Here is a 15977-nt window from a genome sequence, read left to right on the forward strand (position 1 = left end):
TTAACGATGCGGATTTGCACGGTCTTTAAAACTCGACGGCAAGCAGCCCCTCCGGGCCGGCATCCGCATAAATCACGGACGTTCCGGACGGAAGCTCCCCGTTCCTGAGCTTACCGGCCAGAACCGCCGGAAGCTGTTCGTCCGTCACGCGGGTTGCGGCCGCGTCCGGCAGGTCCGTCACGCTTTCTAAGCGCAGCTTGAGGCCGCTCCCGCTCCCCCCGGATGGCTGCCGGGACAGCACCAAAGCGATGACGGACTCCCGGTCCGCCCGGTACCGGATGCTTCCCTCGAAGACGGCGGGCGGCTGCAGCCTTACGATGCAGACCGCCACATGGGAAGCACTGCCCGACTCCAGCATGTCGGCCGCGTACTGCAGCGACTTCACCGAGGAGAAGTCCCCGCCCGATATCGTGACATTGGGGCCGCCGAGCCCGAAGTAAATGGATGCCTGGCCGGCTATTACATTCAAGACGGTCTCCGGAAACAGACCCGGGTTCGTGTTGTTCACCCCGTACGTTTCCGCCTCCTGCTGCAACCGGTCGATGGCCTCCAGATTCGCGTCGTTGGTTCCGACAACCACGCCGATGTCGTTTCTCTTCCCGCCCGGGGCGTGCCCCGGAATAGAGGCCGATTGCAGCGCCTCCCGGATGGCCAGACAGGCCAGCCGGACGGCTCTGGAATGCCTTTTCAGCCCTTTAAGGCCCCCTGCCGCCGCCTCCTCCGGTTCATCTTCGATCCGGGAAGACAAAGCCCCGTCGCCCGAATCCTCGTCCGAATCTTCAGCCGAATCTCCAGCCGAAGGCCGGCTGTCCGGACGTTCGACAATCGCCGCAAAGCTGGGGGCCATGTAATAACCGCACCCGTTTAAATAAATGAACTGAGGCACCGCTATCCCCCCCTTATTCCAAGTTTTCCGGCCGCTCCGGGTGAACGGCGGACAGAACGATCGAGGAGTTTACTCCTCCGAACGCGTAGGAATTCGACAAAACGATACGGTATCTGCCGGGCGCGGGTTCCTTCATTAGAACGGGGACCGGGCACGCCGGATCGGGCTGCTCCAGATTCAGCGTCGGCGGAGCCGCCCCTTCTTCCAGGCATTTCACACTCATCACCGCTTCAATCGCGCTCGCCGCGCCCAACGTATGGCCGATATGGCCCTTTATCGAGCTGGCAGCCGGAAGACGCGTCTCCTTGAAGACGGCCGACAGAGCGGCCGCTTCCATCTTGTCGTTCGCCTGGGTGCCCGTTCCGTGCAGGCTCACATAATCGACGGCGTACGCCGGAACTCCCGCCATCTTCAAGGCGGCGCGCATGGCCCGCACGGCGCCTTCCCCCTGCGGATCGGGCTGGGTAATGTGATGAGCGTCGCAGCTCATCCCGTACCCGAGCAGCCCGGCCCGCGGACGTATCCGGCGCGCCTGCGCATGAGCTTGCGACTCGATGACGAGCACGCCCGCCCCCTCCCCGAGGATGAGCCCTTTCCGGCGGACGTCGAAGGGCCGGCAGCGGTCGGGCGCCATGGCGCGCAGGCTGCTGAATCCCGTAAAAGCGACCCAGGACAGCGAATCCGCTCCGCAGGCGATCATCACGTCCGCTCGGCCGGACGCAATCTCGTCCATGGCTCTGGCGATGGCGAAATTACCCGCCGCGCAGGCGTTGGTGAACGTCCATACGGGCCCACTCAATCCAAGCAGCCGCCCGATCTGCTCCGTTATGACATGCGGCCCTCCGAATGCCTCGCTCCGCTTTCCTTGAATGGCGCCTTCGAGCGGGTCGATATCCCCCATTGTGGTGCCCACGCAAAGCCCGACCCGGCAGCGGGAAAGCGCAGGCTGATCGAGCCTCGCATTCCGCAGCGCCTGCTCGATGGCGGGCATCAGAATCCGGGTCGCCCTTCCTGATTTCAAGAGCGCATCCGGAGCGTACTCGGAAAGAGGAATATCGTCGATCTGGCAGCCCATCCGGTTCGTATGCTTCTCCACGTCAAACACCGTGATCGGTTTGACGCCCGTCTCCCCCTGCAGCAAATTTCTCCAGAAGGATACTTCGTCCGTGCCGATCGAAGTTACGACTCCGAGGCCCGTTACCACTGCCCTTTGCCCTTCCTCGCGGGATCGTTCGCCGGATGCAAAGCCTGCGTGGTTCATTGGCCCTTCCCTTCTTTCGCGGGATTCCAGATGGGGCTGAGGTCGCTGATTCCCGGTTCCGGCCGCTGAAACTGATCCATGCCCCGCTCGCGCACGACAATCTCGACCGCCTGATCCTTGGAGGCCTGAGCCCTCTCCTTCAAGGCGGCGTCATCGGGATGAGCTTGATGTCCTTCTTTCCAGATCTTTATGCCGTCGCTGATCTCGCCCTTTTTAACCAATGCATCCCCAAGTGCCGTGTACGCCAGAGTCCACATGTAGAAAGGATGGTCCCCTTCGAATTTCTTCGTGACGGCCAGGCAGAAGGAGAGGTCCTGAATGGACTTGTCGATCCGCTGCAGGCCCACCGGCCAGTACAAATTGTTGATCCCCCGGGCATAATGAGCCAGCCAGTCGTAAGGGTCCTTCTCCAGCACCTCATTCATCAATTCAATGGAATGAACGGATATTTGTCCGAGAGAGGCGGTTCCCAGAGATTCGTTCTGCATCTGGTCCACGTAAGCGAGCGCAAGCTGAAGCTTGGCTCTTGCCGGGGGCTGCTCCAGCGATTTCATAAACGCGACGAAGGCGTCGATCCGGCCTTCTTTGCCCATCGTTATCCGGAGCGCATTGCCGTAGGCCAGATTGTCCGGCTCGGCGGAGACCTTTTTCTTCAATTCTTCCGCGCTTCCCCGAGCCAGTCCGCCGACTGCGGCTTTTTCCTTCTCGAACGCAAGATTGTATTCCTCAAGCCGCATACCGTCGGATACCGGAGGAAGCTTATACGGCCGGTTCCAGTAATAGTAAAATTCCGTTAATAGTCCTGCCACAATCAGAACGGCAAGCAAGAACTGCCATCTTTTTCTCATACGGTTACCCCTCGCTTTGACTTGTTTGGGATCTCCCTTCGGCTTTCATAAAATAAACTGGCTGTAATAATGCTTGCGGTAATCGGAAGGGCTCACACCGACCTTCTTGCGGAAAATTCTTCCGAAATGGGTCATATCCCCGTATCCCACGGCGTAACAAGCATCCGTAACGGAGTGTCCTTTTACGAGCAGCTTCTTGGCCTCCCCGATCCGCTGTTCGATCAGATAGTCCCGGAAGGTGATGCCGAATCGTTTTTTAAACACTTTCGAAAACTGCCATTTGCATACGTAACATTCTTTGGCCACGCTCTCCAGAGAGAGCTCCCCCGTGCCCAGGTTGTCCTGGATGTGCTTCAGCACGCGCTCCCAATCCATTTCCGTATCGGATCCGGTGCCCGCGAATGTCTTCCTCGAGAAGACATGGCTCTGGATCGACGCCAGATAGTGAAACAGAAGCTGGATCACAAACCGCGACTGCTTGTCCGCTTTCGTAAAAACGTACACCGGCACGGAAACGTCCGCGAGCAGTCCGCCGTCCTCCATCCGCTCGTTCTCCGTGAGAACGACCAGTGCCTCGCAGTCTCCGTTTGCAGCCTGGCTGCGGGCATCCTCCGCCGTACCGACGTGCAAAATCAATCCGTCGGCCACATAAGCCGCAGCGGGCGTATCGCGGGAATCAAGCGGATCGCTGTCTCCCGCCTCCCTGCCGGCTTCCCTGTCCCAGAACACGATCATAGGCTAGCCCTCCCGGCTTCCGGTTATAATCGCGCCGCGGACCGGCCCCTCGTTCATCTTGACGCGGATGTCCCGGAAGCCCGCGGCTTGCATGACCTCCCACCAGTCCTCCGGGCGGAGAAACCCGAAACAGGACGCGTCCCCGTCCGCTTCGCCGACCGGCTTAAAATCGGGCAGCAGCGAGAAAATAAACTCCTGGTGAAGCCTGGACCGGTAATGCTCCCTCACACACTCGGACAACACGATCGTTCCCCCCGGTTTCAGCAGCCGGCGCAGCGCGTCCAGGGAAAGAGCGAGATCCTCCGCGCAGTGCATCACATTGACGGCATAAATAAAGTCGTACGTCTCCCCGCCGCTCTTCACCTCGTTGATATCCAGTGTCAGCTGGCGGAGCTTGTGCGGAGGGAGCTCTCCTTCGAGCATCCGGCCGGCTTTCGCGGCGAGAAGTTTGCTGGCGTCCGAGACGGTGTACTCCTCAACGAACTTCGACCGGAGGCGGATTTCCGTCAGCAGAGCGCGTGTCGCCGAACCGAAACCCGTACCGAGCTCCAGGATTGTGCAGGATTCCGCGGGAATCAGTTCCGCCAGTTCCTCCGCCGCCCACTGGTTGTGTACCGCGTACAAGTCATGGGCATTGTGGAAATACACTTCCCACAGGGCGATGCCTTCGCGGTTAAACAGCCTGTGCTGAGGCTGAACCTCTCCCCGGATGGCCCGAAGCCAGAATGTACCCGCGTATTCGATTAGCTTAAGGGAGGGGGCCACGTGTACGGCCGGGAACGGGTTCCCCGAGTTCGTCCAGTCTCTGCCTTTGGCGGTCAACGCCAGAACCGCTGCGCCCCCGGGCCCGGTCGTCTTCCGGACGAACTCCTGCTGCTCCAAAAAATGAAGGGCCCAGTTCAACAGCGGCCTATTCTCCTCCGAACAGGCGATCTGAGAAAGCAGCCTGCTTTCCCTCACCGGGCCGTTCAGGTCGATGCCTTCCGCCTTCATCGCGTTCAAAAGGGTAAAGGCCGTAAAATCCGATACATATTCATAGGCCGCATGATAAGTTTCGTTAAACAAAGCCGTCTTAACGGTCGTAACACCACTCACCCTTGTTCCTCCCAGCCTTACGATGTGGTCTCGATCTCAACGATCCGCTGCCGGATCACATGATAGTCGATGAAGACGTATAACAGCGCGCCGTTCTCGGTGCGGACGTCATGGGATTCCGCGAGGCCCGCCGTAAGGAAATCGCCTTCCTTCATCACTTCGTCCTCGTTTAAAATAAGATCGCCTTTGATCAGATAGGCGAATTCTCTTCTCGGATGGTCGTGCATCGGAATGAAGCTTCCGGGATGAAGTTTAACCAGAAAGCACAATCGGCCCTGTTCGTCTTCGTACAGGTAACTCATTTCGGTGTTTTCATAGATGCCCGGCTCCCAGTTCATTTCTTCCCATTTAATGAGCTTGTGTTTATTTTCGGTTTCCATCTAGAACCCTCCCGAAATTAATCCGTTTTTTTCTCCAGATGAAGCAGCATCCGCGGACTTGAGGTTGTAAGCGGAGACAGATCGAATCCTCCGTATATTCCCTTGACGTCCAGTCCCGCTTTACCGTGCAGCCTCAGCAGCTCGGCGGCCGTGTACAGACGCAGGTTCAGCCGGGATGACTTGAGCTCGCCATTGTCAAACCACGTCATCTCTTCGTTCCATCTGCCGGTTACGCTGTCGAACTCCCGCTGCGACCATACGGGACAGCCGTTCATCATGTCCCATGTTTTTTTCGCGCTGTAAAGAAGCTTGAAGTCCCGGTTTTCCGTTTCCTGAATCAACTGTCCCCCCGGTTTTAGAGCGCGGTAGACACGATGCAGAATATCCTGATTCTCTTCTTCGTTTTCCAGATAGCCGAATGCCGTGCCGAGATTAAGAACCACATCGAATTCGTCCGCGAAATCAAGCTCTCTCATATCCAGAGACTTGAATACCGCATCGGCTCCGGACGCCTGAGCCCGGCGCCGCGCCTCGTCCAGCAGCGTATCCGACGCGTCGATACCGGTCACTTGGTACCCTCTCAGAGCGAGAGGGACGCCGATCCGGCCTTGGCCGCAGCCCAGGTCGAGAACGGACGCGCCTACCGGCAAATTCAGCAGGGACAGAAGCTGTCCCGTTTCGAAACGGGTACGCTCTTCATTCAGAATCACTTCCGAGAAAAGGAGATAGTCCTTCCCGAAAAAGTCGTGCCAGTGCTCTCTTGCCGCCACTGTTCTTCACCCCATTCGCCGTAATGCTCTCGTCACCCCGTGAACGAGAAAATCGCATTCTTCCCCGCTGACATTCAGGGGAGGGTACATAAGAAGAATGCCGTTAAAATAATTGCCCAATATGCCTTCGTCATGGAGATGCCCGGACAACCGGCGTCCCCATTCGAAATCGACCGGCTCTTTGGTCGCCTTGTCCTTCACGAATTCAAGCGCAAGCATAAGGCCCATTCCCCGGATATCGCCCACATGCGGATGATCGGCCAGCGCGTTCGAAAAATCATCCAGAAGCCCCTGTCCGCGCACGGCCGCATGGTCCGGCAGCCCATCCCGCTCGATGATTTCCAGCACCTCCAAAGCCGCCGCGCAGCCGATCGGATGCCCGCACTGCGTCGAGCCGTGGAGCAGGATGCCGCCGTTTCCGAACAAACTGTCGTCCAGCTCGGCCGACATCAGTACGGCCCCCATCGGGAAATAACCGCCGGTCAAACCTTTGGATACGGCAAGAACATCCGGCTCCAGCCCGTATTTTTCACTCAAGGACCAGTGTCCCGTTCTGCCGAGGCCCGTGGTAACTTCATCCGATATCACCACAATGCCGTATTGCCGCGTCAAAGCCCTGACTTGTGAAAAAAACGACTCCGGCATAAGAACCACTCCGTTCACGGCCTGAATCGGCTCCACAAGAACGGCGGCGATCGTCTCGGGCCCCGCTTCCCCAATCAGGCGCTCCAGCTCCCTCAAACAGAAGTCGGCCGCACCTTCGGGAGAAGAGACGCCCCCCGGAGGCCTGTACAAATTAGGGGCGGGAGCGCACAAGCAATCCTCCAGGCCTCTTCCGAACATTTCCCGGATGCCCAGATGGGTAACCGAGCCGGAGCCGTAGGTCGTTCCGTGAAAGTTTCCGTCGAATGAAATAAACTTGTCCCGCTTCGCCTCCCCGCGGGAGATGAAATGCTGCCGGATGAGACGCATGGCCGTTTCCACGGCCCCCGATCCGTCGTTGGTAAAAAACACCTTGGCATACCGGCTTCCGCAGAGACGGAGCAGTTTGTCCGCCAGCGGCTCGACCAGGCCGTGCGTCTGGGCGCAGGTCGAAGCGAAGCTTAGTCGTTCCATCTGTTCCTTCATCGCCTGGATGACCCGCCAGTTGGAGAGCCCTACCGTGGGAACCGCCGTAGTCGTATACAGATAGGCTTTGCCCTGCGTGTCGTACACCCAGGAACCGTCTCCCCGCTCCAGACAGGTTACCTGCCCGAGCCAGGTGTCCGTCGTTAGTGTGCCGCTGGGAGGCATCCATGTAAACGGATGGACGACCGGATAGCTTTTGTGCATGAACTCACCTCAAAGATTGGATTGGACGGATCAGCTTTCCGCTGGCCGTCTTCGGAAGCTCCTCTTTCATTTCGATCACGTCCGGCCACAAGCGGGAATCTTTGATCTCGTGAACGATCGTCGAACGGATTTGCGTCATCAGGACCCCTTTCTCGCAAGTAATCCAGGCATGAACTCTCGTCCTGTCCTCGGAATGATCCGCAAAAACGAGCGCTTCCTTGATTCCCGGGAGCTTCATCAGCTCGCTTTCGATCTCGCTCGGGTCCATATTGACTCCCCCTCGGATGATCAGGGAATCGGCTCTTCCGAGAATATAGATGTCGCCTTCCCGGATTACGGCCCGGTCGCCTGTCCTCAGCCAGCCGTCCTTGATTTTCAGCGAGGTCGCGGCCCGATCGCCGTAGTAGCCCTTCATGACGTTCGGTCCCCGCACGTACAGGACGCCTTCCTCGCCTTCCTCGGCTTCCGCGGCAGGCCTTCCCTCCGCTTCTTCCGCCAGCACCTTCACCTCGACGCCTGCGAGAGGCTTGCCGACGCAGCCTTTCCGGTTCAGGAAAGCGCCCGCCTCGGTCAGACAGCTGATCCGGGGCGAAGCCTCGGTAAGTCCGTAAGCGTTCCAGACAGCCGCGCCCGGAAACGCTTCGGCAATAAGCTCCGCCTGTCTGACGGTCAGGCACTCCCCGCTCAGCATGAGGCAGCGGAGGCTGCCGAAATCGAACCGTTTCCGGAAACGGGCGAAGGTGGCGGCGACGGTAGGCGTTGTGCCGAGAATCGTAATGCCGTCCCGCTGGATGCTCTTCATCGTGCTCAGCGGATTCGTGTCCGGGGGCCGGAAGTAGACGGCCGCTCCCCGGAATAAGGACGGCAGCAGCTCGCCTGTAAAAGCCGAAGCGTAAGTAAGCGGCCGGAACAGATAGAGTCTGTCCTCCGGAGCCGGCTTGAAGTAGCCCAGGATGCTGCCGACGTTCGACCAAATGTTGCCGTAGGTCAACATGACGCCTTTGGGACGGCCGGTCGTCCCCGAGGTGTACAGGACGACCGCAACGTCCCGCAGCTCTTCTCTGGGAGAGGCCGTTACCGGCTTAAGCCCGGTGAGGAGCTCGCCGTCTTCGTTTAGAAGCACAGGTGTGATATACAAGTCCGGCTTAATCCAGCTCAGTACATTTTCGGTCAAGCCGGGATTTTTCGCGGGATCGACCGGAACGAGGGTGACTTTCTGCCTCAGAGCCGCCAGGAACAGCGGGATGGCTCTCCAGCCGACGGAAACGTCGATGGCGACGGTCCGCTGTCCGCAGTTTGGACCGGCCGCGAGTCCGGTTATTTCCAGCATCCTCGCATGACTCTGCGCAAGCTCCGTTATCCGGCCGTAGGAGACTTCATGAGTTCCATCCACTGCGCATAGGCCAGAATGGTCAAGTAGCTGACGGAAAAATAACTTTGCATCCATCCCCGCTCCTCCCCGTTTAGTTGGAATCCGTGTTCAGAAACAACCTTTTCACGCTGTGAGATTTGTTGACGGGTCTGAATATGTTATCGCCGGCCGAATTGAGAAGTTCCCTGTTCTGCACGAAAAGACTTCTGACGCTTTCGCCGACGAAATGCATCACGAGAGAATTCCTGAACCCGTACCGGGTCCGGTTCGCATGGGAGCCGTGGACGGTGTAGCCGTTAAACACCACCACGTCTCCGGGCTTGGTGGTCAGATCGACCTCCGTGTGACGGTCGGGAACCGGAACCGACTGTCCGTAGGTGGAACGGCTGCCCGGAGCCCGGGGTTTCAGCAGACCGAGGCGGTGACTGCCCGGAACCATCCGGAGCCCGCCGTTTTCCGGGGACGCCTCGTCGAGGGACACCCAGAACGCGCAGCCCGCGGCAGGCTCGGCCCCGATATCGTAATTGTCCTGGTGCAGGGGCAGCTGCTTGGCCCCCGGACATTTATAAAACCCCGTCGTTCCGACAAGCAGCGCATTCTCGCCGAGCAGCCGGGCAGCCGTCCCGAAGGCTCTGGAATCGAGCGAGAACCGTCTGAGAGCCTCATGGCTTCCATGCACATTCCTTAAGGGCGGGAATAAGCTTTCCAGCGGAAATACCAGGCTTTGCAGGATCGTGCGGCTGCGGATGCCCCGCGTCCACACTTCTTTCAAGGCCCGCTTGACCTCTTCCGCCTCGTCCGGCGAAAACACCCCGGGAATGACCGCGAATCCTTTTTCCCTGTAGTGCTCCATCATTTCGCCCGTCATGATTTCCTTGCTCAATGTACCCCTCCTTCCGTTTAGCGGGGAACATTCCCCCTTCTCTCTAAGCATAGAGGGTCGAAGGGTGGAGTTACTCGGCTTTCCTGGCGACTCTGCGCTACTTGGCGATAATTCCGTTTACGTAGTCCTGTATGTGTTTGGGAGTCGACAGTTCGTCCAGGTTCAGCTGATCGTCCAGAACGTCGATATTGAACATCATTTCGAACTCAATCAGAATTTCAACGATCTTAACGGAATCTATTCCTTTTTCCAGAAAATTGGTATCTATAGCTACGCTATCGAGCCCGCCGATTTTCTGAATGACTTCCAGTGCCGCTTCTCCGGTCAACATGCGCTTCATCCTTTACGAGTTATTTTGCAGAACTTGTTCGATGGCGCGGACAGCCGCTTCGTTCGGGTTGTCCCGCCCCACAATCGCCGCCAGTTCCTTGGCCCGCGGCGTATAAGAGTTTCCCTCCGCCAGCAGCCTGTCCAGCGCCTGTCCGATCCGCTCGCGTCCCGCTTCCTCCGGACCGACGGTCAGGGCGATTCCGAGACGTTCGCATGTCCGGGCCAGAAGATGCTGGTCGGACGCGAGTGGAATCACAACCATCGGAACGCCGTACCTCATGACGGACTGTACGGTGCCGCAGCCTCCATGCGTAATGACAGCGTCCGCACGGGGCAGCAGGAGATCGTGATTGGGATAAGCCGTTATCCAGCGGACATGGGGAGGCAGAGGCCGCTTCCCTTCGTACGGCTTATGTTCCGCAACGATCAGATTAAATGAATTCTCCTCCGATAGATTCACGGCCGCGCCGATATAGCGGTTCATAACTTCCCGGGAATCATGCCGTTCCGTCGAAGAAGCACAGACGAGAACAACGGGACGGCCGGGGTACGCTTCCGGCTCTAACCGGGACGCCTCGTTTACGCGGTCACGGTCTCCGGACTCGAGCGTGCAGCTCCCGGTAAACACGGACTGTTCCGGAATGCCGCCTTCTTCCGGGTACAGCGCGGCATGAACGTTGACCAGATGAAGCCGAGGGGACAGCCCCGCCAGATCTCCCCGCGTTCTCCTGTCATCGGTGAGCGGCGGCAGCCCCAGTCTCATCCTGACCCCGTGCAGCTCCCGGGCGTAGCTCTGCCTCAGCCGGTTAAAGACTGTCCGGCTGCCGGGAAGCGCTTCTTCGGGATAAGGAACCGTCGTTTGCAGGCTGATCCAAGGGATTCCTCTTCTCTCCGCCGCATAAGCCGGGGCCGCCTGGGAAGAATCGCAAATCATCCAGTCGACTTCCCTTCCGGCAAGCAGCGCATCCATTTCCAGCGCCTGTTCATAAATAAACTTCTCCGGAAACTTCCCCCATTCCGCCGGAAGGAAATCCAGTCCCGCACGGACCACCAGTTCCTTATTGGCGGGGTGAGTAGCCAGCGTGACTTCATGTCCCTTCTTCTTAAGCTGCTGTCCGATGGCCAAGGCGGGAACTACATGTCCCAGAACCCTCTGGACCGCGATAAACAGATGAGCCATCCGCTTCCCTCCCGCTCAAGGATTTAACGGTTCCAATTCCGGCACAACGAAATAACCGTTCTTACGGATCAGGATGTCGTCAAAATAAAGTTCGCCGCCTCCATAGGCTTCGAGCTGGCATAAAACGAGATCCCAATGTATACCCGAGGTGTTCCCGTTATCGGCCATCTCGTAGGCTTGTCCCAAGGCAAGATGAATGCTTCCCGCCATCTTTTCGTCGAACAGCAGGCTGCGCATGGGCTGCCGGATGTGGGGATTCAGCCCGATGCCGAATTCGCCCGGACGCGAAGCTCCCTCGTCCGTCTTTAAAATTCCGCCCAGCGCTTCGGTATCGTCCGCCGACCATTCGGTCACTTTGCCCTGCCGGAACGTGAGCGCGACGGAATCGAACGTTTTGCCCATGCAGCTTGTCGGCACATTGAACGTGATCCGGCCTTCCGCCGAGCCCGCCACCGGCGCCGTAAACAGCTCTCCGTCGGGAAGGTTGTAGCGGCCGTCGCACAGAAAAGAGGGCATGCCTTGCACGGAGAAAGATAAATCCGTCCCCGGCGAGACGATACGGATACGGCTTATCCGCCCGAGCAGCTTCCGAAGCGGCTCCGCCTTTTCTTGGAGTCCCTTGTAATCCATCAGGCAGGACGAGACATAAATTTGCCGGAGCTTCGAGGTTCCGATGCCCGCCAGCTGCGCCATTCCCGGGGTGGGATAGCGGAGCAGCACCCATTTGGGCTTGGACGCCATTGTCATTGTCAGCGGCTGAAGATAATGCTTCACGTAATAGCCGTAGCGTGTCGGGTCCGCATCCTCCATTTCAAAGGTATTCGCTTCCGAGTGAATCCCGATGTACGCGTCCATGGCTTCGACAAGACCCAGGTCATGCTCCGCCCACTGGCGGATCTGTTCCTCGGAGGCCCCCGCCAGCAGCCATTTAAGCTCCTCAACGTCCGTTGTCTGCAAAAAAGGCACCGCTCCGGCCTCGTAGATGCGCGCAATCAGGCTTTCCGTCAACTCCGCTGCATCTCCGCGGACCTTGACCACTACCTTTTCCCCCGGACGGAGCCTCAAAGAATGGCTGACGACCGTGTCCGCAATCCGCTTGAACTCTTCTTTCATGATTCACCTCATACCAGATGTCGTAGCTCCCGGTAAAACCCCTTTTCGCTTTCCAGGGCTTGCCCGAGGTAATCGGTTAGCTTGGCCGAATAGTCCTTATCCGGCTGCCTTTTCCACTTGGCCAGAACGCCCATAACCAGGGACCATGATTTGCACACGTAAACGAGCTCCTCCACCCAGCCGGGGGCTTTGTACCGGTCCGGTACGGTGCCGTTCTCCACGGCCGCTTTCCACAGCTCCCTCAACCGGCGGAAATAGTGGACGTCGAACTCCAGCGTTTCCAGCATGGGAATCAAGGCTTCCGCCCGGCTTTCCGCAACCGCCTTTACGAAGTTCTCCAGATTCTTAAGTCCCTGCTGATCGACCATATTGTGTACCGAGGCACGGACCAGCGAGAGGAATTCTTCCTCCCAAGTCTTCGCATACCCCGGCCGGCGTCCAAGGATGGCGACACCGCCCTTCTCCGAGCTCGCATGGGCGCTCATCAGCGTTTCCCAGGGGACTTTGCCGATATAACCGTTAAAAAAAGCCGGGGCCCCTTCGTCATCGACCAGTGTCACCCCCGACTCGTCATAATCGACCAGCAGCGACCAATGAACGATATCGTGCTTCCCGTGATACGAGGAGAACACGGCTTCCTTCGCATTGTAAAACAGCAGGCAATAGCCTTCATGATCGAAGACGGAATCAATCAGGGGATACAGCCCATCCGTATTCAAAGGGGAATATTTCGTCAGCCTCCAGCCTCTCCCCGGCTCGGGCTCGCTGCGCCTCAGCATAAGTCCGTTCGACTCGCAGTCGAAGGCATTCAGGAACACGGGCGTAAGCTGCCGCTCTCCTTTCCATTTAAGCACCTCCATCATGCAGAGCTGTCTGCAGTCAAGCGTACGCTGGGATAATCCTTCGCCGTCCGGGAACCGCCAGTCGGTTTTTTGGGACAGGATGGTTTGCGCTATTGTTTTCCGGGTTTCTTCCATTAAATTTACTCCCTCTCCCCGTTATCGCTTCGTACAATGGAGGCCGCCTCGGTTATCCATTGGTCCATTGCCGCAGGATGCTGGTAAAAATACCGGTACCCCCGCATTCTATGAAGAATGACGCGGTCTATTTCCTCCGCCGTCGTCCGGGCGTCTTCATCTTCACTGCCGCATAGGATATGCAGAGGCCCGCCGTATTCTCTGACGAGACGGGCCGTATCCAGCTCAAGAAGCTCGTCCAGCATGCCGGCGGAAATACACTGACCGTGCAAATAAAGCATATGCGCACCCCAGGCCATAAAAAAGTCGTACGGCTCCCGGTTAAAGTCGCTCAGCGTGTAATAGTCGAAGCCCGGCACAAGAAGTTGGGCGTCGAGCTTTCCTTCGCGTTCCAGAGCCTGAAGCGTCTCCCGCGCGAACAAAGCTTCCTTCTCCGGGAACGCCCGGAAGGGCGGCGCCAGCAGCACGGGAATGCAAACGGGAGGGGATTCCCCCTTCTCCGTCAGCTCGGCTGCCGTCTGGAGGGCTATAACCCCGCCGAGGGCATTGCCGATCAGGAAAATCCTCTCCGCCGGGCGCTCTTCCAGAACCTCGGCAAGCACTTCGAGCGCGTCCCGCTTCATGCCGGACACCGTCGTGTCCCCCAGTTCACCGAAGCTGTCTCCGTGGCCGCGGTAGTCGAATTGAACGACCCTTACTCCGCTCCGGGCCAAATATTTGCGCAGGTTGGAGAAGAAATAATTTTTTTCGCTCATCGCCTGGCCAAGTCCCGCGAACATCACAACGAGATCGTTCCCGGGGCCGTCAGGTTCTTCCACGAGTCCGTAGATGCCGCGGTCACGGCCGAATCTTCTTTGCTTCCACATGATTCATCCTCACCCTCCCCTAACCAGACGCTCCGCGCGGAGCCAGGAAGTTGTATGCTCCATCAGCGTTTCCTCCAGTGGCCTGGATGTAAATAGATGGCCCGCATCCGGAACCCGGACCACCCGATTCTGCTCGGAATGCCTGTAAATCGCCGACCGACGGGACTCAGACAGCTCCATTTCCTCCAGGATCAGAGGATCGTTGTCTCCGTAGATGAGGACGGAAGAGCCTTTATAAAATTCCAGGGCGGCTTCGGTGTCCATGCTCTGCAAATCCCGGTAAAAATCCATCCCGACCCATAGGCCCGCCCAAGGCATAACCAGCTTGCCCGCTTCGGGATGGCGGATAAACCGGGGATGCTTCCCGCTCGGATAGTTCCCGCCGAATTCGAAAAACAGCGGGCTCCACAGGACGAGCCTCTCTATCCCGCTGCCCTGCGCGGCCATCAGGGCGATCCTGGCCCCATCGCTGAATCCCAGAAAGACGGCCTCCCGTTCCCGCAGATCCGGATGACCGCAGACAAACTCATAGGCTTTCAGCACATTCGATATTTTGCCGGAGGTCGTCATATCGAAATAATGCCCGTCGCTCAGGCCGATTCCGTAATAATCGAAACGCAGGAAAGCGATTCCCCGCTCTGCCAATCTGCGGGCGTATTTCACGGCAAGCCGGTGTACCTCGTATCTTTCTCCGTTTTTGCCCGGACAGTAGATAATAACCGGACAAGGCCGGAGGTGTTCGGGAGGCAGGTGCAGAACTCCCGCCAGCTTCCCCCGGTCGTAAAGTTCCACCAGCCTTTCATCTCCGTTCATCCTTCTCTCCCTCCTCCCGCAGCAGTTTCATTTTGCAGTGAATCACGGTGCGGCCGCCGACTTTGCCGACGGCCGCCAGTTCGCTTCCTCCGGCCGTAAAGCCCACGTCAAACCTTACGGAGTCCCCCGGCACGACCGGACTGAGGAAACGCGAAGCGATTTCGCCGAACCGGCAGTCTCCCGGTTTCCCGGACGATTGCCGCCGCAGCAGAAGCTCGGCCGACTGCAGGATGCATTCCACCATCAGCATACCGGGGTACACACTGTATGAAGGGAAATGACCAATTAAATAAAAATCACTGCTGGAAATATTCTTCAATGTTGAGATGGCCCTATCGCTTTCTCCGATAATCCGGTCCACCATGGTCCAAGGTTTTGTTTCATGCAAATAAGCCTCTGCCGGCATACGAGGGTCCCCGCCTATTATGAATTTGATGTCGCGGCAACAGCTACGCTTAGTTCGGCCGATACCGCCATTGTTCCGTCCGACCGGTACAAAGTGCCGGTAAAGATCGCTTTTTTGCTTAAAATACGGACGGGTTCTACCTTGTAAGTAATGGGCCCCTGCCAGGATACGGGCATCAGCAGCTTGGCCTTGATCGCTCCGAGCAGGGGAACTTCATCTTCCCCCAGTGGCGCCGTCTCCAATTGGGTCAGGATGACGCACGCTTGGGCCAGCCCCTCAATGAGCAGGGTAGGCGGAATGGTACCCGTATTGCCGAAGTAAATCTTCAGCGGCAGCGGGCTGCATCCGGCTACGAGAAATTTTCCGGGCGAATAATCCTTTACCTCGTCCAGCACCCGGAGGGGAAACTGATGGGGCAGCATCGTCAGCAAATGACCGTAGTCCGGGGGGCGGCTCATAGACAGCCTTCAAGCGCCTGAACGATATCCCCGACCTGCGTACTGCCGCTGATTTCCAGCGCTTCGTCCGGCCACTGGATTCCGAAATGCTCCTCGATAAGCACGACAAGCTCCATAAACCTCAGCGAATCGAATCCCACATCGAAAAGCCGTTTTTCTTCGCTAATCTCTTCGACCGGCAGCATACCGCAGCCTTGGTCGCTTAAAAACAGGCGTACTTGATCTTTCGCAGACTCTTTCGCAGACACGTTGCTCCCCCCTCAAACTTTCCG

19 protein-coding genes are annotated in these 15977 nt (G+C 58.1%); all 19 read right to left on the reverse strand.

Annotated elements, in window-relative coordinates; translation table 11 throughout:
• Window positions 1–25: 25 nt before the first annotated feature.
• On the reverse strand, window positions 26–886 hold the full coding sequence (locus tag KVT34_RS15340) for a beta-ketoacyl synthase N-terminal-like domain-containing protein (protein WP_217559642.1): 861 nt from the start codon (window positions 884–886) through the stop codon (window positions 26–28).
• Between the two features lie 13 nt (window positions 887–899).
• A complete protein-coding gene (locus tag KVT34_RS15345) occupies window positions 900–2147 on the reverse strand; it encodes a beta-ketoacyl-[acyl-carrier-protein] synthase family protein (RefSeq protein ID WP_217559644.1) in 1248 nt (415 codons plus the stop codon).
• Window positions 2144–2995: a hypothetical protein gene (locus tag KVT34_RS15350; RefSeq protein ID WP_217559646.1), complete on the reverse strand. Its 852-nt coding sequence runs from the start codon at window positions 2993–2995 to the stop codon at window positions 2144–2146. The genes KVT34_RS15345 and KVT34_RS15350 overlap by 4 nt, the downstream gene beginning before the upstream one ends.
• Window positions 2996–3040: 45 nt before the next feature.
• Entirely contained in the window at window positions 3041–3730 is a 690-nt protein-coding gene (locus KVT34_RS15355) for a helix-turn-helix transcriptional regulator (protein ID WP_217559647.1), read from the reverse strand.
• Between the two features lie 3 nt (window positions 3731–3733).
• The gene (locus KVT34_RS15360; protein WP_217559648.1) at window positions 3734–4825 is read right to left on the reverse strand and encodes a class I SAM-dependent methyltransferase; all 1092 of its coding nucleotides are present in this window, start codon (window positions 4823–4825) and stop codon (window positions 3734–3736) included.
• 17 nt (window positions 4826–4842) lie between these two features.
• On the reverse strand, window positions 4843–5205 hold the full coding sequence (locus KVT34_RS15365) for a cupin domain-containing protein (protein ID WP_217559649.1): 363 nt from the start codon (window positions 5203–5205) through the stop codon (window positions 4843–4845).
• Window positions 5206–5222: 17 nt separating this feature from the next.
• Window positions 5223–5975: a class I SAM-dependent methyltransferase gene (locus KVT34_RS15370; RefSeq protein ID WP_217559650.1), complete on the reverse strand. Its 753-nt coding sequence runs from the start codon at window positions 5973–5975 to the stop codon at window positions 5223–5225.
• Window positions 5976–5981: 6 nt separating this feature from the next.
• Window positions 5982–7307 (reverse strand): aminotransferase family protein, encoded by a 1326-nt coding sequence (locus KVT34_RS15375; RefSeq protein WP_217559651.1) that lies wholly within the window; start codon window positions 7305–7307, stop codon window positions 5982–5984.
• A 4-nt stretch (window positions 7308–7311) separates the two neighbouring features.
• Entirely contained in the window at window positions 7312–8754 is a 1443-nt protein-coding gene (locus tag KVT34_RS15380; protein ID WP_217559653.1) for a class I adenylate-forming enzyme family protein, read from the reverse strand.
• Window positions 8755–8770: 16 nt separating this feature from the next.
• Window positions 8771–9562: a phytanoyl-CoA dioxygenase family protein gene (locus tag KVT34_RS15385; RefSeq protein WP_217559655.1), complete on the reverse strand. Its 792-nt coding sequence runs from the start codon at window positions 9560–9562 to the stop codon at window positions 8771–8773.
• Between the two features lie 97 nt (window positions 9563–9659).
• Window positions 9660–9893, reverse strand: coding sequence for a phosphopantetheine-binding protein (locus tag KVT34_RS15390; protein ID WP_217559657.1), 234 nt, complete (start codon window positions 9891–9893; stop codon window positions 9660–9662).
• Window positions 9894–9905: 12 nt separating this feature from the next.
• Window positions 9906–11072 (reverse strand): glycosyltransferase, encoded by a 1167-nt coding sequence (locus tag KVT34_RS15395; protein ID WP_217559659.1) that lies wholly within the window; start codon window positions 11070–11072, stop codon window positions 9906–9908.
• A 15-nt stretch (window positions 11073–11087) separates the two neighbouring features.
• A complete protein-coding gene (locus KVT34_RS15400; RefSeq protein WP_217559660.1) occupies window positions 11088–12185 on the reverse strand; it encodes an aminopeptidase in 1098 nt (365 codons plus the stop codon).
• Between the two features lie 8 nt (window positions 12186–12193).
• Window positions 12194–13162, reverse strand: coding sequence for a hypothetical protein (locus KVT34_RS15405; protein WP_217559661.1), 969 nt, complete (start codon window positions 13160–13162; stop codon window positions 12194–12196).
• A gap of 5 nt (window positions 13163–13167) precedes the next feature.
• Window positions 13168–14028 carry an alpha/beta fold hydrolase gene (locus KVT34_RS15410; RefSeq protein WP_217559662.1) on the reverse strand — a complete coding sequence of 287 codons (861 nt, stop codon included), beginning with the start codon at window positions 14026–14028 and terminating at the stop codon, window positions 13168–13170.
• Window positions 14029–14037: 9 nt separating this feature from the next.
• Window positions 14038–14841, reverse strand: a complete 804-nt coding sequence (locus KVT34_RS15415) for an alpha/beta hydrolase (protein WP_217559663.1) — start codon at window positions 14839–14841, stop codon at window positions 14038–14040.
• The gene (locus tag KVT34_RS15420) at window positions 14828–15247 is read right to left on the reverse strand and encodes a 3-hydroxyacyl-ACP dehydratase FabZ family protein (RefSeq protein WP_217559664.1); all 420 of its coding nucleotides are present in this window, start codon (window positions 15245–15247) and stop codon (window positions 14828–14830) included. The genes KVT34_RS15415 and KVT34_RS15420 overlap by 14 nt, the downstream gene beginning before the upstream one ends.
• A gap of 17 nt (window positions 15248–15264) precedes the next feature.
• Window positions 15265–15705 carry a 3-hydroxyacyl-ACP dehydratase FabZ family protein gene (locus KVT34_RS15425; RefSeq protein ID WP_217559665.1) on the reverse strand — a complete coding sequence of 147 codons (441 nt, stop codon included), beginning with the start codon at window positions 15703–15705 and terminating at the stop codon, window positions 15265–15267.
• Complete coding sequence (locus tag KVT34_RS15430) at window positions 15702–15953, reverse strand: acyl carrier protein (RefSeq protein ID WP_309244094.1); 252 nt, start codon at window positions 15951–15953, stop codon at window positions 15702–15704. Before KVT34_RS15430 ends, KVT34_RS15425 begins: the two co-directional genes overlap by 4 nt.
• Window positions 15954–15977: the final 24 nt, after the last annotated feature.

Source organism: Paenibacillus sp. GbtcB18 (assembly GCF_019091125.1).
Classification (GTDB): Bacteria; Bacillota; Bacilli; order Paenibacillales; family NBRC-103111; genus Paenibacillus_F; species Paenibacillus_F chitinolyticus.